Origin of the sequence: Longimicrobium sp., from assembly GCA_036389135.1 — a bacterium.
In the GTDB taxonomy this organism is placed as follows: Bacteria; Gemmatimonadota; Gemmatimonadetes; order Longimicrobiales; family Longimicrobiaceae; genus Longimicrobium.
Window position 1 is genome coordinate 46,902 of sequence record DASVQP010000076.1, and the last position, 16,106, is coordinate 63,007.

At 71.4% G+C, this 16,106-nt stretch carries 17 protein-coding genes and 1 tRNA gene; 2 read left to right on the plus strand and 16 right to left on the minus strand.

Features of this window, described 5'->3' with window-relative positions:
* Window positions 1-204: 204 nt before the first annotated feature.
* Together VF584_17715 and VF584_17720 are read left to right on the plus strand one after the other, a co-directional pair.
* Window positions 205-381, plus strand: a complete 177-nt coding sequence (locus tag VF584_17715; protein ID HEX8212018.1) for a hypothetical protein — start codon at window positions 205-207, stop codon at window positions 379-381.
* A gap of 177 nt (window positions 382-558) precedes the next feature.
* Window positions 559-1,185, plus strand: a complete 627-nt coding sequence (locus VF584_17720; protein ID HEX8212019.1) for a hypothetical protein — start codon at window positions 559-561, stop codon at window positions 1,183-1,185.
* Window positions 1,186-1,696: 511 nt separating this feature from the next.
* Here VF584_17720 and VF584_17725 read toward each other — a convergent pair.
* The 16 genes from VF584_17725 to acpS all read right to left on the minus strand — a co-directional run bounded on the left by VF584_17725 (window position 1,697) and on the right by acpS (window position 16,078).
* Window positions 1,697-1,767, minus strand: a tRNA-Gln gene (locus VF584_17725).
* An 18-nt stretch (window positions 1,768-1,785) separates the two neighbouring features.
* Complete coding sequence (gene ispE, locus VF584_17730; protein ID HEX8212020.1) at window positions 1,786-2,691, minus strand: 4-(cytidine 5'-diphospho)-2-C-methyl-D-erythritol kinase; 906 nt, start codon at window positions 2,689-2,691, stop codon at window positions 1,786-1,788.
* Window positions 2,684-3,754, minus strand: a complete 1,071-nt coding sequence (locus tag VF584_17735; GenBank protein ID HEX8212021.1) for a lysylphosphatidylglycerol synthase transmembrane domain-containing protein — start codon at window positions 3,752-3,754, stop codon at window positions 2,684-2,686. The genes ispE and VF584_17735 overlap by 8 nt, the downstream gene beginning before the upstream one ends.
* Window positions 3,755-3,863: 109 nt before the next feature.
* Entirely contained in the window at window positions 3,864-5,222 is a 1,359-nt protein-coding gene (locus VF584_17740; GenBank protein HEX8212022.1) for an Hpt domain-containing protein, read from the minus strand.
* A gap of 28 nt (window positions 5,223-5,250) precedes the next feature.
* Window positions 5,251-5,976, minus strand: a complete 726-nt coding sequence (locus VF584_17745; GenBank protein HEX8212023.1) for a pyridoxine 5'-phosphate synthase — start codon at window positions 5,974-5,976, stop codon at window positions 5,251-5,253.
* Between the two features lie 81 nt (window positions 5,977-6,057).
* The gene (locus tag VF584_17750) at window positions 6,058-6,933 is read right to left on the minus strand and encodes a DUF2520 domain-containing protein (GenBank protein ID HEX8212024.1); all 876 of its coding nucleotides are present in this window, start codon (window positions 6,931-6,933) and stop codon (window positions 6,058-6,060) included.
* Window positions 6,930-8,177 carry a GTPase HflX gene (gene hflX / locus VF584_17755; GenBank protein ID HEX8212025.1) on the minus strand — a complete coding sequence of 416 codons (1,248 nt, stop codon included), beginning with the start codon at window positions 8,175-8,177 and terminating at the stop codon, window positions 6,930-6,932. Before hflX ends, VF584_17750 begins: the two co-directional genes overlap by 4 nt.
* Window positions 8,178-8,288: 111 nt before the next feature.
* A complete protein-coding gene (locus VF584_17760; GenBank protein ID HEX8212026.1) occupies window positions 8,289-8,501 on the minus strand; it encodes a type II toxin-antitoxin system HicA family toxin in 213 nt (70 codons plus the stop codon).
* Entirely contained in the window at window positions 8,498-8,704 is a 207-nt protein-coding gene (locus VF584_17765) for a type II toxin-antitoxin system HicB family antitoxin (GenBank protein ID HEX8212027.1), read from the minus strand. The genes VF584_17760 and VF584_17765 overlap by 4 nt, the downstream gene beginning before the upstream one ends.
* A 71-nt stretch (window positions 8,705-8,775) precedes the next feature.
* The gene (locus tag VF584_17770) at window positions 8,776-10,701 is read right to left on the minus strand and encodes an ABC-F family ATP-binding cassette domain-containing protein (protein ID HEX8212028.1); all 1,926 of its coding nucleotides are present in this window, start codon (window positions 10,699-10,701) and stop codon (window positions 8,776-8,778) included.
* Window positions 10,698-11,189 carry an LEA type 2 family protein gene (locus VF584_17775; GenBank protein ID HEX8212029.1) on the minus strand — a complete coding sequence of 164 codons (492 nt, stop codon included), beginning with the start codon at window positions 11,187-11,189 and terminating at the stop codon, window positions 10,698-10,700. Before VF584_17775 ends, VF584_17770 begins: the two co-directional genes overlap by 4 nt.
* Before the next feature lie 12 nt (window positions 11,190-11,201).
* Window positions 11,202-11,915, minus strand: coding sequence for an ABC transporter ATP-binding protein (locus tag VF584_17780; protein ID HEX8212030.1), 714 nt, complete (start codon window positions 11,913-11,915; stop codon window positions 11,202-11,204).
* A 255-nt stretch (window positions 11,916-12,170) separates the two neighbouring features.
* Window positions 12,171-13,397 (minus strand): hypothetical protein, encoded by a 1,227-nt coding sequence (locus VF584_17785; GenBank protein ID HEX8212031.1) that lies wholly within the window; start codon window positions 13,395-13,397, stop codon window positions 12,171-12,173.
* A 67-nt stretch (window positions 13,398-13,464) separates the two neighbouring features.
* Complete coding sequence (locus tag VF584_17790) at window positions 13,465-14,796, minus strand: replication-associated recombination protein A (protein ID HEX8212032.1); 1,332 nt, start codon at window positions 14,794-14,796, stop codon at window positions 13,465-13,467.
* Window positions 14,793-15,518, minus strand: a complete 726-nt coding sequence (locus VF584_17795; GenBank protein HEX8212033.1) for a ZIP family metal transporter — start codon at window positions 15,516-15,518, stop codon at window positions 14,793-14,795. Before VF584_17795 ends, VF584_17790 begins: the two co-directional genes overlap by 4 nt.
* Window positions 15,519-15,700: 182 nt before the next feature.
* On the minus strand, window positions 15,701-16,078 hold the full coding sequence (gene acpS, locus VF584_17800; protein HEX8212034.1) for a holo-ACP synthase: 378 nt from the start codon (window positions 16,076-16,078) through the stop codon (window positions 15,701-15,703).
* Window positions 16,079-16,106 lie beyond the last annotated feature (28 nt).

Here is a 16,106-nt window from a genome sequence, read left to right on the forward strand (position 1 = left end):
AGAAGGGGAAGGGTTCTCTGTGGCTTGCGGCTTCGGCACGACGTGTTCGGGTATGAGCAATGCTCAGTGTGGGAAACAAATGGGACTTGCGCAAAGGGGCGCGAGGGGTGATTAGTAAGTGGACCACAACAATCCTGGGCGACGTGTGGGAGGGCTCTCTTCCCGCGCCAAACGCCGCACACGCTTTCCCCGCGTGGAGGTCTGATGCCGTTCATCACACATGGGCCCGTTCTCAGGACCCTGCCGCCGGATCAGATCGTCCTCGTCCTGCTCGCGCTCGCCGTGGTCGTCGCGGTCGGGACCGGATTGGCGTACGCGCGCTGCCGCCGGCAGGAATGCGAGTTCGACCGCATCCTGCGGGTCGTGCTGCGGCGCGGGTAGTGCGTTATAGGTGATGGTTACGCGTTACACGTAACGAAGCCGGTAAGGTCGAAAGAGGCACGGAGAACGGTCGTTCTCCGTGCCTCTTGTTGTATCTGTCGTCAGGCGTGGGCCAGGGCAGCGGCGCTCTCCGCCGCCAGAAGGGAAGAAGGGCAGTACACCGAGGCGGAGGTCTACATGCGAGCCGCGCTGCGCGAGTATCCGGTGCATCACCGCGCGGTGCCGTGGCTTGCGCACGACTGGAGCTTCCTGCTCGTCCACCTGGGGTTCTACAGGGAGGCCCGCGTGCTGCTCGAGGCGATCGTCCCCCACATCGCCCGGCGCGAGCTGCAGGTGGTGGTGTGGGGCACACTGGGCCGCGCATCCGCCGGCGCGGGGATGCGCGACCGGTATGAGGAAGCCCGCGCGCGCGTGCTCTCGCTCATTGGGCTGCACGAGGAGTACGCCGCGGCGGCGCTCGCGCACCTGGCGGTGGGCGCGCAGTTCTTCGGCGAGTGGGACGCGGCGGAGAGCATGGCCGCTCGTGCCGTCGAGATCGCGCGAGCCCGACAGCAGACCGATGTGGAGAATGGTGCGCTCGAGATCCTGGATGCGATCAGCACGCGCGCCTCTCCCCCGCCGCAGGCGGAGCTCCCGCCGCGCAGCCGCACCCCGACGATTCAGCAGCGGATGCTGCGACGGCTGGAGGAACGGTCGAAGCCGGTTCGCCGCGAGGTACTGCGCGACCCGGAAGCCGGCGGGCGCCCCGCGCACCCGCCGGTCGTCGGCCAGCCTACGAGACCTCACATGGATCCGGGCCAGTGACGCCTGACCCGATGGTCCACCCGCCGGAGAACTCGGCGGAGCACTCTTCCGTGCTCGTCGTCGCGCCATCCTGATTGGTGGTGGTATCGGAGGTGACGCCTCCGGAGCCGGCCGTCCAGCCACCGCCGAGCTCGTGCCGCGGCGCGGACGGGTCGATCACCGCCGGAGCGGTTACGGTTTCGGTACAGGCAGCGGCTGCGAAAAGGGCGAGTGCGGAGACGATCCGGGTGGCACGTCGCGTCATGGGAGATCCTATGGCAGATTGAGGAACGTTGCGGGCATAACAACATACATAATCCGCCAGCACTGCCCCTCAGACATAATCCGCCACCACCCTCCGCACGTCAGCCGCACTGGTTTGCAGCGTCACTCATTGATTTCGCGAACCACGCGGCACGGGTTGCCCGCGGCGAACACGCCCTCCGACACGTCCCGCGTCACCCGCTTCGCAAGTGGCGAAAAGACACGCTCCGGTCACGCAAAAGCGTGCCGGAGCGTGTGTTGGCCTGCATTGCCCCCGGAGGATTCGAACCTCCACTAACGGTTCCAAAGACCGCTGTGCTGCCATTACACCAGGGGGCACCGACTTCCGCGTGAAAGCTAGGCCGTCTCCGGATCGGGGTCAACCCGCGGGGCGGGGAGGGCGGTGAGCGTGTGCGCGGACCAGCACGCCAGCCCCAGTGCCTCCACCCGCGCTCGCGCCGCGTCCCGGGCATCGTCCGTGTGGAAGACGCCGAAGACGGAGCCGCCGCTCCCGGCCAGGAGCGCGATCCGGGCGCCCGCGTCGCGCATGGCTGCGAGGGCGTCGTTCAGCACGGGGATTCGCTCCGCCACCACCTCACCGAAGTCGTTCATCGCCAGCCGCTCCACCGCGCCCCAATCCGCCAGGTCGGCGGCGTCCATGGCGAACGCGCGCGGCGGCGGGGCGGGTCCGCGGCGCTCGGCGGTGGCGGCGAAGGCCTCCGGAGTGGGCATGGCGACGCCGGGGTGCGCCACCAGCACGGCGCGCTCGGGAAGCGGGGGAAGGACCAGGAGGCGCTCTCCCCTTCCCCACCCGAGCGCCAGTGCGGAGCCGCAGAGAAAGAACGGCACGTCGCTTCCCAGCTCGATCGCCATGCGCAGGAGCGAGGCGCGGTCGACCGGCTCGCCGTGGAGCGCGTTGAGCGCGCGGAGGGTGGCCGCCGCATCGGAGCTTCCGCCGCCCAGCCCCGCGGCGGACGGTATGCACTTCTCCAGGTGGATGGCGATGGCTGGGAACTCGCCGAGCTCCTCGTAGAAGCGGTGCGCCGCCCGGACCGCCAGGTTGCGCTCGGGCGGGCCGGTATTGACGGAGCCCTCCACCGTCAGCGCGATGCCAGGATCCCCGCGGCGCACAGTTAGCAAGTCGGCCAGCGAGATGGCGCAGAAGAGCGACTCGAGCGAGTGGTAGCCGCTCGCCTCGCGGGCCAGGATCGCCAGGCGGAGGTTGACCTTGGCGGGCGCTTCGACGGAGACCGCGTCAGGCACGCCCCAGCCCCGGCTTCGGCGGCGCGAGTTCGGGGTCGGCCTCGACCTCGGCTTCCACGCGTTCCGCGCTCCCGCGCAGCTCGCTCCAGCTCAGCTTCAGCTTGGCGATGTAGTATAGCCCCACCGCCGTCACGCTCAGCCATCCGCCCACGTGAAAGGAGAGCGCGAACGCCACCGAGCGCGACTCGTCCACCCCCCAGAGATCGAGTCCATACTTGCTGGCCAGCTCGAACGGCCCCCAGAAGCCGGGCGCGGAGGGGAGAGCGACGGCGATGCTGACGAACGACTGGAGGAAGAGCGCCCCGGCGAATCCCGGCTCGTCGATCCCGAACGCCATGAAGGCGAGGTAGAAGGAGATCCCGAGGAAGAGCCACTGGAAGACGACCCACGCGAGCGACTGCGCCAGGAGCCGCGGGTCTCGCAGGGCGCCGAGGCCGCCCACGAAGGCGTGCAGCGCATCGAGCACGTGGCGCCGGATGCCGGCCGGCAGGATGCGCGCGGCGACCGCGTCACCAATCCGCAGGCTGCGCTCCGGGAAGGCGGCGAGCACGATGAGCCCCGTCCCCAGCACCGCCGCGATCACCGCCACGCCGCGCGCCGCCCGCTGTGCCAGCGCCACCCCCTCCGAATTACCCGGGAAGCCTTCGAAGGCGATCACCCCAAAGAGGAGGACGATGCACACGATGGCGTCCAGCACGCGCTCCACCACCAGCGTGCCGAAGACGCTGCCGACCTTGATCCGCCCCACCCGCGCGCACACCAGCGCCCGCGCGAACTCGCCGACGCGGGCGGGGAGCAGGTTGTTGAGCGCGAACCCCGCCGCCGTTCCAGCGATGCGCGGCTCAAAGGGGATCTCCGGGCGGATGGGTGCCAGGAGCGCCTTCCAGCGCATGGCGCGCACGTGCAGCCCGAGCGTGGAAACCACGATCGCGGCCAGGAGGAGCGGGAGGTTGGCCGAGCGGACGTGCCCCCACACCTCGCCCCACTCCACCTCGTGCAGCGCCAGCCAAAGAAAAAAGGCGGTCGCCGCGACCCCGACGATCACCCTGACATAAGATTTCATCCTGATCCCGAAAACAGGGCTTCACACAGAGACACAGAGGGCAACCGAAAGAACAGAAAGAGGTTCTCTGTGCCTCGCGGTTCCCTCTGTGCCCTCTGTGTGATGGTTTTTATGCGGTCTCGCCCGCTCCGACCTCGAGCAATCCGAACAGCTCGTCCATCACGTCACGGAGCGGCGTGCCGGCCGGCGCGAGCGCGACGGCCCGGTCGCGGAGAGCCAGCGCGGCCCGCAATGCATCCTCGGGCGTGTACAGGAGCGACTCGATGGGGACGACGCTGGGCTCCTCCTCAGGCTCGGCGGGCGAGCCGCCGGGGAGCGCGGCGCGCAGGCTGCGCAGGGCGGCGCGCGCCTCCTCCACCGACGTCGCCGTGCGCAACGCCGCCGATGCCGCGTGCGCCGCGCCCGCGATGGCGTTCATGGCGTACGTCCCCGCCAGCTCGGCCACGTGCGAGGCGAGCGAGGCGAGCTGCCGCGCCACGCGCCCGAAGCGGCGGCGCGCCTGCGGAGCCCCCGCGATCAGCGCCTCCGCCCGGTCCAGGAAGCCCGTCGCCTCCATGCGGAGGAAGGCGTCCACGTCGTCCTGCAGCCCGTTCCCCTCCGCGTCCACCACGGGAGCGGTGGGGGAGGAGACGATGTGCGGTCCCGCGTCCTCGAAAAAGAACCGGCTGATGGGGATGACCCCGGCGTCGCTCTCGTCCTCCGCCCCCTCGGCGCGGTCGCGGATCTCTCGGAAGCGGTCCAGCTCCAGCATGGTGTCCAGCGCGGCGCCTGCGCCCAGCAGGTCGGCCGCGGCGCGCAGGGCGTCGCGGGCCGCGGTCAGGAGCTCCTGCGCCTCGCCGCCCAGCGGGGTGGTGCGCGTGAAGGCGTCCGCGGCGGTGTCCTCGATCCCCTCCAGCACCTCCAGGACGGGCCCCAGCGCGCTCACTCCGGTCACCCCGCGCACGGGTCGCATCCGGCGCAGCACCGAACGGAGCGGCTCCCGGCCGGTTGGCGCCGCCGCCAACTCCACCAGGGCGCGGTCCATCTCGTCCACCACACCGCCGATCTCTCTCCGCACGAACTCCAGCATCTCCCCCTCGGGAGGCGCGCCGTCATCCGCGCGGTGATGGGCGCCGGTGCCCTCCCAGCGCGCCTCCGCCGCGGCGGCCAGCGCCTCGTCGCCGGGTCCGCCGTCGGCGTGCGATGCAACGAGGCGGCGCAGGTCGGCGGCGGTGGCCCTCACCCGCTCGCCCATCGCGCCGTCCCATGGCAGCGTGCCGTCGCGGACGGAGCGCGCCGCGTCCTCCAGCCGCTCGGCCACGCGCGCCACGCCCTCCACACCGGCGATCTGCGCGCTCCCGCGGACCCCGCGCGCCAGGCGGAAGAGCCGGTTGGCGTCCGGCGTGTCGGAGGCGGCGACGAGGGCGTCGAGCTCGTCCAGGAAGTCGCCCGCTTCCCTGGCGAAGTACTCGCTCAGCGGCTGGGACATGGGATGGGGCCGGGGTATGGGATGTCGGTCACGTGCGCGCGCGGCGGAGGATCTCGGCCATTTCGCGCGTGGCGCGCTCGATCCCCACCAGCACCGCGCGCGACACGATGGAGTGCCCGATGTTCAGCTCTTCGATCTCGGCGATGGCGGCCACCGGCGTCACGTTCTCGTAGGTGAGACCGTGCCCCGCATGCACCGCCAGCCCGGCCGCGCGGGCCAGCGCCGCCGCATTCGCCAGCCGCGCGAGCTGTTGCGCGCGCTCGGCGCCGCGGGCGTTGGCGTACTCGCCCGTGTGCAGCTCCACCGCCTCCGCGCCCAGCTCCGCGCTGGCGCGCACGGCGTCGTCGTCCGGATCGATGAAGAGCGAGGTGCGGGAGCCCGCGATTTTCAAACGCTGGAGCGCGGCGCCGATCTCCCGACGCGCCTCCTCCGTCCCCAGCGCGAGCCCGCCCTCGGTGGTCACCTCCTGGCGCCGCTCGGGCACCAGGGTGATCTGCATCGGCCGCCACTCTTCCGCCAGCGCGAGCACGTCCGACGCCGCCGCGAGCTCCAGGTTCACGCCGGTGCGCGCGGTCTCCAGCAGCAGGCGGACGTCACGGTCCTGGATGTGGCGCCGGTCCTCGCGCAGGTGCACGGTGATGCCGTCCGCGCCGCCCAGCTCGCACAGGACAGCGGCGCGCACCGGGTCCGGCTCGTCGGTGCCGCGCGCCTGGCGGACGGTGGCGATGTGGTCGACGTTTACGTACAGCCTCATGCCGGGAGGGTGCGTGAGTGCGTTGGGACTGAGTGCAAGGTGCTAAGTGCTAAGTGCTGGGTCCTGAAAAGCGCACTTGGGTCACTCGGCGTCATTCAGGAGCGTCGCGACACGGGCGGCGGACTCGCGCGGCAGGCCGGCGTCCCGCGCCAGTTGCAGGGCCTCGCGGGCGAGGAGGGAATATAGCGGCCGGTCCGCGCCGGACAACCGCGCCAGGTGCAGCCGCACCGTCTCCTCGTCGCCGCGCGCGACGGGGCCGGTGAGCGCGGCGGATGGGTCGCGTGCCGCCACGTTCTCGATCGCGCCGGCGGCGAGCGACGCAAGCGCGGTCCGCGCCTCCTCCGGCGGCACTCCCGCCTCCGCCATCAGCCGCTCCGCCACGCCCAGCAGCACCACGGCGTAGTTGGCCGCGAAGACCGCCGCCGCGTGGTACAGCGGCTTCCCTTCGGAGGGCACGATCAGCACGCGCCCGCCGCATCCACGCACGATACGCTCGGCCAGCGCACGCGCGTCGCCCTCCCCCTCCACGCCAAAGGTGGCGCCGAGCAGGCGGTCCGCTCCCGCCACCGGATCGGCAATCGCCGCGAGCGCGTGCATCCCGCCTACAGGGTGCCCGTGCTCGGCGAGCGGCGCTAGCGCATCCACCGACAGCGCGCCGCTCGAGTGCAGCACGGGGACGGTTCGCGGCAAGGGAAGCTCCGCCAGCGCCGCCGCCACACCGGGAATCGCCGCATCGGGAACGGCCAGCACGATCCCGGTGAGGTCGTCTGACGGCACATCCAGCCCCGCGCGGTACGACGCGGGGGGAGGATCGTCTTCGAACAACGGGTGCGGCGGTGGATCGGCGCGGCGTCCCGAGTAGGCCAGCGACGCAAAGGCGCCGGAGCGGTGCAGGGCGAGCCCGAGGGCCAGCCCCAACCGTCCGGCGCCCACGATCCAGAGCCGTTCTGCGCTCAACCGTCGCCGTACACGCGCACGCCGCGGCTGCGCAGCCGCCCCAGCGTGGCCACCGGCACGCGGGCGCGGAGGCGGACCTCGGTGCCCTTGTCCTCGCGCTCCAGCACCTCGCCTTCGCGGTACACCTCCGCCAGCAGCCCGCCCTGCGACGAGGGGAGGGTGAGCCATACGTCCGGGCGCAGCCTCTTCACCTCGTCGTTGAGGAGCTTCGAAAGGGGCTCCAGCTTCCCTTCTTCCACAGTGGAGACGAAGATCGCCGGCGGCGCGTCGGGGCCCTGCACCCGCGCCCGCAGCCCTTCTTCCTCGTCGTGCGTCAGCCGGTCCACCTTGTTGAAGACGAGCACCGTCGGGTGGTCGGCCAGGCCGAGGCTGGCGAGCACCTCTTCCACCACCACGCGCTGCTCCTCCCACGCGTGGTGCGACGAATCGATGACGTGCAGCAGCACGTCCGACTCGCGCGCCTCCTCCAGTGTGGCGCGGAACGACGCGACCAGGTGGTGCGGGAGCTTGCGGATGAAGCCGACCGTGTCCGTCACCAGCGCCACCGCCCCCTCGCCGGCGTCCACGGTGCGCGTGGTGGGGTCGAGCGTGGCGAAGAGGCGGTCCTCCACGAACACGTCCGTCCCTGACAGCTTGCGCAGGATCGACGACTTGCCGGCGTTGGTGTAGCCCACCAGCGCGGCGCGGAGCTGCCCCGTGCGTCCCTTGCGCTGCGTGGCACGGGTGCGGGCGACGCGCTCCAGCTCGTCCTTGAGGCGGACGATGCGGTGGTCGATCATCCGGCGGTCCGTCTCGAGCTGTGTTTCGCCGGGGCCGCGCATGCCGACGCCGCCGCGCACGCGCGAAAGGTGGCTCCACATCCGCGTGAGGCGCGGGCGCAGGTACTGGAGCTGCGCCAGCTCCACCTGGGCGCGCGCTTCGGCGCTGCGGGCGCGCGTGGCGAAGATGTCCAGGATCAGCTCCGCGCGGTCCATCAGGCGCGTCCCCACCAGCTTCTCCAGGTTGCGCCCCTGCGCCGGCGAGAGCTCGTCGTCGAAGATGATCAGGGTGGCGCCCTCCGCCTCCACCTGCAGCTTGAGCTCCTCCGCCTTCCCCTCGCCGATGTAGAACTTGGGGTGCGGCGAGTCCAGCCGCTGGATCATCGACCCGACCACCTCCACCCCGGCCGTGTCCGACAGGCGCTCCAGCTCCTCCAGGTGCTCCTCGGTAACCTGCGCCGTCTCCGACTTCGACGGCGCCCCCACGAGGATCGCCCGCTCCCGCGGGACTGCGAGCTCGATCAGCTTGTTAGAGATGGTTGCGTCTCCGTGTGTGTCTGTAGCGGCGCAGGCCGAAGTGCCTCGAATCGCCGCGCGTCAGAGATCATCCCGTCTCAGGCCCGTCTCACGCGCAAGTTGTGCGAGCGCTCGCGGTCCTATTTCGACATCGTCGTGCCACGCGAACACGATGTTGTCCCATCCCTCACGCTCCAGTGTCCGGTGCGAACCTCGTTGCCGCTTTATCCTCCAACCGATCCGGAAGAGTGCCGCAAGTACGCGTTTGGCCTTCGAGGAAGGCCAGGCGCTCATGCGGCCAGGAACTCGATTCGAAGCGGGTCAGGCACAGGTTCTCCATGTTCCATTCGGTCAGCGATCACGTGCAGAGCCAGCGCCTGCACGTTCAAAACCGCTTCAGCACGCGTCGCGCCGTACACCATGACGCCGCGAAGCGCCGGGATAGACGCGAGCCAGCGCCCGTCCGTCTCCCGTTCGATCTCGATGTTGAGTTCCATTGTTGCCTCGGCGGATGGTGCTGGACGCATGGAGACATGCTTCAAGAGCGGGGCCAGCCCGCCCACGACGGCTACACCCCCGCCAGCTCCTCCCCCATCCGCTCCCACGATTCGTAGGCGGCGGCGAGGCTGGATTGGGCGGTGCCGAGCTCGGCGGTGAGCTTGCGGGCGCGCTCGGGGTCGCTGCCGGGGGCGTAGAGCGCGGAGTCGCCGAGGGCGGCTTCGATCTCGGCGATGCGCGTCTCCAGCTTGGCGATGTCGGCTTCGAGGCGCTCCATTTCGCGCTCTCGGCGGCGCTGCTCGTTCTTGGAGAGGCCGGTTGCGACTCGTGCGGGCGCGGAGGCGGCGGCGGACGACGCGGCGGCGCGGGTGGCGGGCGCGGCATCGGCGCGGCGCTTCACGTGCTCCGTCCATTCGTCGTAGCCGCCGGCGAAGTCCTCGATACGGCCGTCGTGGAAGCCCCAGACGCGCGTCGCCGTGGCGGAGAGGAAGGCGCGGTCGTGGGAGATCAGGATGACGGTGCCGTCGAAGTCCTCCAGCGACTCCTCCAGCGCTTCGCGGCTTTCCAGGTCCAGGTGGTTCGTGGGCTCGTCCAGCAGGAGGAGGTTGGCGCGCTCCAGCGTGATCTTGGCGAGCGCGACGCGCGCCTGCTCACCGCCGGAAAGGTCGCCCACGCGCGACTCGGCGTCGTCACCGCTGAAGAGGAAGCGGCCCAGGTGGCTGCGCAGCTCCTGCGTGGTGATGCGCGGCGCGACGAGGGCCACCTCCTCGCGAATCTTGTGGTCGGGGTTCAGGTGGGTGAAGTCCTGGCGGTAGTAGCCGGTGCGCACCCCCGCGCCCAGCACCACCGAGCCCCGCGCGGGTTGCGCGACGCCCGCCAGCACCCTCATCAGCGTCGACTTGCCGCACCCGTTGGGGCCGATGACGGCGATGCGCTCCGTCCGCGACACCTCGCCCGAGAAGGGGGCGAAGAGGACGCGGTCCCCGTACGCGCACTGCACGCCGTCCATCCGCATCACCGTGCCGCCACTGCGCGAGGTCTCGCCGAAGCTGAGGGCCATCGCGCGCTCGTCGCCCGAAACCGCGGATACGCGGTCCATGCGGGAGAGGAGGGTGCGGCGGCTCTTGGCCTGCTTCGTCTTCTGCCCCGCCAGGTTGCGGCGGATGAAGTCTTCGGTGCGGGCGATCTGCGCCTGCTGCCGCTCGAACTGCTTCTGCTGCACCATCCGCCGCTCCTCGCGCTGGGTGAGGAAGGCGTCGAAGTTGCCCGTGTAGGCGTACGCCGTTCCCTCTTCCAGGTGGAGGATGTGATCCGCGAGCCGCTCCAGGAAGACGCGGTCGTGCGAGACGACGAGCACCGTGCCCGGGTAGGCGCGCAGGTACTCCTCCAGCCACTCGGTGGAGCGCAGGTCCAGGTGGTTGGTGGGCTCGTCCAGGAGCAGGACGTCGGGCTCGGCCAGGAGGGTCTGCACCAGGCGCAGCCGCCCCAGCTCGCCGCCGCTCAGGGCGCGGACGGGCTTGGGCCACGTGTCCTGCGGAAAGCCGAGACCCTCGAGCGTGGCGTCGGCGCGGGCGCGCATCTCGTAGCCGCCGCGGCGCCTGAACTCGTCCATGTGGCGGTCGTACGACTGCAGGAGCCGGTCGGCCTCGGCGGACCCTGACGGGAGCCCGGCGAGGCGCTCCATGTCGTCGTGGAGGCGGCGCTCCATCGCCACCAGCTCAGCGAAGGGGGCCATCGCCGCTTCGTGGATGTTGGCGTCGCTCTGCTCGCCTCGGTTCTGGCGCATCAGGGTGAAGCGCAGCCCCGGGTGGCGCCAGATCTCACCCTCGGTGGCGTCGTGGTCGCCCGTCATCATGCGGAACAGGGTGGTCTTCCCCACCCCGTTCCGCCCCACGATCCCCCAGCGCTCACCCTGCGCGACGGTGAACGACACGTTGCGCAGGACCCATCGGTCGCCGAACTGCTTCCCCGCGTCCTGCAGCCGCACCAGCGTCATCGCACGCCGCCGGAGAGCGTAAAGGTTCCCGTCTTACGGAACGGCACCTGCCGCCCGCCGAAGGAAGTGCGCACGTTCACGTTGCCCACCGCGCGGTACTGGAAGCTGCCGCGGCGGAGGAGCTGCTGCCCGGCGCTTCCGAGCTGGCTGAAGGAGAACTCCACCGGGATCTGCACCGTCTCCGTGTCGTTGGCGCCGATGGTGAACCGCTCCGTGTGAACGCCCTGCGCGAAGCGCGTCCACGCGCTGTCGCCCTGCGCGTCCGGGTTGCGCAGGAACAGCTCGTACTCGAGGCTGTCCGCGCGGAAGCCGACCGGGTTGGGGTTCTCGATGCGAACGTTCACCAGCACCGTTCCGCCTCCCAGCCCCAGGCTGCCGAGCTGAATCCCCTCCAGCTCCACGCGTGGCTGGCGGAAGCCCGCCGTGCAAGCCGAAAGCGCCACCAGCAGCACGAGCGCGAGCGATGTCCACACAGTACGAATCTTCATATCCTCTCCTGTTTATCGGGATGTTCCATGCAGCGAAGGTGCCCGCCGCCACGCAGCCCATTCGTCACCGTCGAGCGCCTTCACCGGCTTCCCTCCCTGGAGCAGAAGCCCGCGCCCGCACCACTCCGCCACAAACTCAAGGTCGTGGCTGGAGACGAGGACGGCCGCTCCGGCGCGGCGGCGCGCATCCAGCTCCCCCACCAGCCGCTCCGCCGAGGTGCGGTCGAGGCCGTTGAGCGCCTCGTCGAGCAGTAGAACCCGAGGCCCGTGGAGGAGCGCGGCGATGATCGCCGTCTTGCGCCCCATCCCCTGCGACAGCTCGCGGCACAGCGTCCCTTCGGCACCCGTGAGGCCGAGCAGCTCCACGAGCCGCGCCGTTTCCGCCTCCGCATCGTCCATCCCGCGGGCGGCGGCCACGAAGCGGAGCATCTCCGCCACCGTGAGCTCGCCGTACAGGAACGGGTGCTCGGGGACCACGCCCATACACCGCGCCGCGCGCACGGGGTCCGAAAACGGGTCCGCGCCGCAGATGCGCACCGTTCCGCCGTCCGGCAGCCGGTCCCCGGTGATGCAGCCGAGGAGGGTGCTCTTCCCCGCCCCGTTCGCGCCCAGCAGCGCCACGGCCTCGCCCGGCCGCAGCACGAAAGAGACGCCGTCCAAGATAGGGCGCCTGCGGTAGGCCTTGCGCAGGGACTCGACGACGAGCGGGAGCGGAGTGGTGGTCACGGATGTATGGGTGGCGCGGGGGGCGGCATTGGAGGCCCCCTCCCCGCTCGTTCCTCGGTGCCCCTCCCCCAAAACAACCTGGGGGAGGGTACGCACGCATCTGCCCGCGCTGCACGGATCTGTAGGGGCGCGATTCATCGCGCCCACCCCTCGCCTTCCCCGACCGCTGCCCACCGCACCGTCACCGGTAGGGGCAGACCTGCGTGTCTGCCCGTGCCCTCCCCCGCTCGCCGCCCGCCCCGCACACCGGGCGCATCACCTGCCCGCCGCCGCCAACGACGCACCCGCCGCCGCCAGCGCACCGACCGCCGCGCCCGCGACCCACGGCCACGCGGGCGAGGTGTCCACGGCGAAGCTCCAGACGAAGGCGACGGGGATCACCACGCCCATCGACAGGCCGAACCCCACCGCCCAGCGCCCCAGCAGCCGGTCCGCGGTGCGCAGGCCAAGGGCGCGGTCGATCCAGCGGAGGCGGGTGCGCTCGGCGCGGCCCAGCGCGATGAGGGCGACGGACTGCATCACCAGCACGCCGCTGCACGCTGCGGCCACCCAGCGCCTCACCTCCGGGTCCCCACCGGCGCGGAGGAGGGCGAGGGCGGCGATGATCCCCACCGGCGCGGCCAGGCGCCCCGCCCACCGAAATCGGAGGCTCACCACCACGGCGTCGCGCGCCCGCACGGCGCCCGCCCCTCGCGGCAGGAGCGCCGGGAGCCCGCGCCCGATCACCAGCTCCGATGCATCGTTCGTCGGCGGCGGCGCGTAGGCGAGCTCGCCCGAGAGCGGGGCGAAGCGCGGCAGGGCACGTGCGAAGCGGCGGGCTCCGAGCGCCACCCAGAGCACCACGAGGAGCGCGATCACGCCCATTCGGACCGGTACGTTCGGGCCGAGCGCCACGCGGGCCGCCAGCGCGCCCGCAACCAGCGGCGGGAGCGGCGCCCACACCAGCGACGCGGCGGCGCTCAGCCCCGCATCCGGCCCCAGCAGCCCGCGGATCGCACTCCGCTTCCCTTCCGCCATCCGCACGGCGGCGCCGGAGGTGGTGGCGAGCGACGACGCCCACGCCACCAGCGCGCCTGCCGCCAGCATCGCGAGCGGCGCGCCGATTGGCTGCACGGTGCGGATGAACGGGAGGAGGAAGAGACCCATCACCGCAAGTGCGGCCAGCAGCAGCCGGAGCGCACGGTGCGCAAAGAGCGCCGCGGGCGGGATGCCCAGGCGGCGCAGGAGCGAGTCGTCTTCCGGGCGGAAGAGGATCGGGTATGCCTGGAAGGCGATGGGAGCCGAGACGAGGAGCCCCAAAAGGATCTGCCCATCGCCGGTCGATACGGTCGGGCGGAGCGCGTCGCCCGCGAGCCAGACGCCGCCGACCACCAGCGCCGCCGGGAGCGCGAACCCGGCCCACACGCCCATGCGCGGCCTGCGGATGGCGTCCGCCAGGCGGCGCGCGTCGAGGCGCAGCAGGAGGGCGAGAGGCGCCGTCACGCCGAAGCCGGGCGCCGCGAGACATGCGAGCCGAGGCGGAAACGCAGCGCGCACATTTGCCCAGCGCTCACTCGATGCCGCCGCGCTCCCGCATGCGCGCGGCGATCTTGGCCTCGTAGCCGCGATCCGAGGGCTCGTAGAAGCGCACCCCCGCGATCTCGTCCGGCAGGCACTGCTGCGGGGTGTAGCCGCCCTCGAAGTCGTGGGCGTACTTGTAGCCCTCGGCGTAGCCCCAGTCGCGCATCAGCTTCGTGGTCGCGTTGCGCAGGTGGAGCGGGACGGGGGCGTCCGGGTGCTCCCTGGCAGCGTCCGTAGCGGCGTGGAGCGCGACGTAGGCGCGGTTCGACTTCGGCGCGTTGGCGACGTACAGGATCGCGTTCGAGAGCGGGAGGAGACCCTCCGGGAGCCCCATCCGCTCGAACGCCATCAGCGCCTGCGTCGCGACGATCCCGGCCTGCGGATCGGCCAGGCCGACGTCCTCGTACGCCGCGGCCACCAGGCGGCGGAAGAGGGTGCGCGGATCCTCGCCGCCGTTGAGCATCCGCATCGCCCAGTACAGCGCCCCCGAGCCCGAGGACGAGCGCAGCGACTTGTGGAAGGCGCTGAGCATCTCGTAAGCGAGGGTGGCGTCGTAGCGCGCCGTGCGCTGCTGGAGCGCCTCTCGCGCCACCTCGGCCGTCACCGTGCCCGTGCCGCGCACCAGACGCGCGGCCGTTTCCAGCCCGTTCAGCGCCTGCCGCGCATCGCCGCCGGAGGTGTGGATGATGAGGTCCTCGGCGTCCGTGTCGAGCGCCACGCTGCCGCCAAGTCCGCGCTCCGCATCGGCCAGCGCGCGGCGCAGGACGTCGCGGACGTCGTCGTCGCTCAGCGAGCGGAGGACGAGGACCTGCGAGCGCGAAAGGAGCGCGGGGTTGATCTCGAACGCGGGGTGCTCGGTGGTGGCGCCCACCAGCGTCACCAGTCCGCTCTCCAGCGAGGGGAGAAGAAAGTCCTGCTGCCCCTTGTTGAGGCGATGGATTTCGTCGACGAAGAGGAGCGTGCCGTCCCCTGCCTTCTTCCGCGCCGTGGCTTCCTTCACCACGTCGCGCAGCCGCGGCACGCCCTCGCTGACGGCGTTGAAGGGGACGAAGGTGGAGTCCGCGTCACCCGCGATCACGCGCGCCAGCGTCGTCTTGCCGCTCCCGGGGGGGCCGTGGAGGATGAGGTTGGGGAGGTAGCCGGTCTCCAGCAGCTTGCGCAGGGTGCCGTCGGGCCCGGCGAGGTGCGGCTGGCCCACGATCTCGTCCAATGTGCGCGGCCTCATGCGCTCCGCGAGCGGCGCGTCGGCGGCGGGCGTGGCGGGACGGGGGCGCTCCTTCGGCGCCTCGGGCGCACCGAACATGTCCAGTGAGTCGCTCAATGGACGATCCCGTGCACGAGGTGAGAGGCCAGCAGGTAGAGCCCCGCCCCGCCGAACACCGCCAGCGCCAGCGGCCAGCTCCGCCCCTTTTGGACCTCGGGGATCAGGTTGGAGGCGGCCACGTACAGCGTCACGCCCGCGCTCAGCGCCAGCCCGTGCTCGGCAAGCACGGCGATGTAGCGCGTCAGCAACACGCCCAGCACCGTCGACACCCCCAGGAGCGCCACCGCGCCGATCGCGCGCCGCCGCGAGTTGCCGCTGGCGAGCATGATGGAGGCGACGGTGATCCCCTCCGGAATCTTGTGCAGGAGGATGGCGACGAAGACGAGCAGCCCCAGCCACGCGCCCACGCCGAATGCGCTGGCGATGGCGACGCCGTCGAAAAAGGTGTGCAGGAGGAGTCCCACCAGCGCCGTGATCCCCACCCAGCGCCCCACCATCTCGTGGTGGTGCGTTTCCTCGCCGAAGTGGAAGTGCGGCGTGACGACGTGCTGCGTGAGGTGCACCAGCAGGTAGCCGACGAGCACCGCGAGGGGGGCGCCGCGCGCCTCCAGCGCCTCGGGGAGCATCCCCACGCAGACGGTGGCCAGCATGAAGCCGCCCCCGAAGGCGATCAGCATCCGCTGCGCCTCCGCGCTGCGCGGGCGCGCCGCGGTGATCAGGAGCCCCCCGGCGAGATTCGCCCCCGCCGCGGCGAGGGCGTACAGCAGAGCAGCGTTCAACGGCCCGTGGTCGAAAAAGAAAGGTTGTTCCGGCAGCCCGAATTGACCACGCACCGGCCCCGCTGTCAACGACGAGAAACAACGGCCACACACAGAGACACAGAGGGCACCACAAGAACAGCAGGAGGTTTTCTCTGCGCCTTGTAGTTCCCTCTGTGGCCTCTGTGTGAGGCTTTTCCCAGCTACGCTTCGAGGATCACGACGGCGCCGGCGGTGTCTTCGGAGTGGGTCATGGTGAGGTGGATGAGGACGGCGCCACGTGCTGTTGCGGCATCGGCGGCACGGCCGGAGAGGCGCAGGGTGGGCGCGCCGGAGGGGAGGGAGACGACCTCCACGTCCGTCCACTCGCCGCCGCGGCCCACGCCGGTGCCGAGCGCCTTGAAGAACGCCTCCTTGGCGGCGAAGCGCGCGGCGTACGACTCGGCCGGGTGGCGGCTCCCGGCGCAGCGGCGCGCCTCCGCGGCGGAGAAGAGGCGGCGCAGGGCGCGCTCGGGGCGCCGCTGGATCATCGTCCACACGCGCTCCACGCTCACCAGGTCCATCCCGAGGCCCACGATCATCCGAGCCAGCCTTGCGCGCGAGGGGAGG

What these genes read in the sequence shown, in the direction of transcription:
- VF584_17715 (HEX8212018.1), top strand. Translation starts at nt 205, where the DNA reads ATGCCGTTCATCACACATGGGCCCGTTCTCAGGACCCTGCCGCCGGAT.
- VF584_17720 (HEX8212019.1), top strand. Translation starts at nt 559, where the DNA reads ATGCGAGCCGCGCTGCGCGAGTATCCGGTGCATCACCGCGCGGTGCCG.
- VF584_17735 (HEX8212021.1), bottom strand. Translation starts at nt 3,754, where the DNA reads ATGAAATCTTATGTCAGGGTGATCGTCGGGGTCGCGGCGACCGCCTTT.
- VF584_17740 (HEX8212022.1), bottom strand. Translation starts at nt 5,222, where the DNA reads ATGTCCCAGCCGCTGAGCGAGTACTTCGCCAGGGAAGCGGGCGACTTC.
- VF584_17745 (HEX8212023.1), bottom strand. Translation starts at nt 5,976, where the DNA reads ATGAGGCTGTACGTAAACGTCGACCACATCGCCACCGTCCGCCAGGCG.
- VF584_17760 (HEX8212026.1), bottom strand. Translation starts at nt 8,501, where the DNA reads ATGAGCGCCTGGCCTTCCTCGAAGGCCAAACGCGTACTTGCGGCACTC.
- VF584_17765 (HEX8212027.1), bottom strand. Translation starts at nt 8,704, where the DNA reads ATGGAACTCAACATCGAGATCGAACGGGAGACGGACGGGCGCTGGCTC.
- VF584_17770 (HEX8212028.1), bottom strand. Translation starts at nt 10,701, where the DNA reads ATGACGCTGGTGCGGCTGCAGGACGCGGGGAAGCAGTTCGGCGACCGA.
- VF584_17775 (HEX8212029.1), bottom strand. Translation starts at nt 11,189, where the DNA reads ATGAAGATTCGTACTGTGTGGACATCGCTCGCGCTCGTGCTGCTGGTG.
- acpS (HEX8212034.1), bottom strand. Translation starts at nt 16,078, where the DNA reads ATGATCGTGGGCCTCGGGATGGACCTGGTGAGCGTGGAGCGCGTGTGG.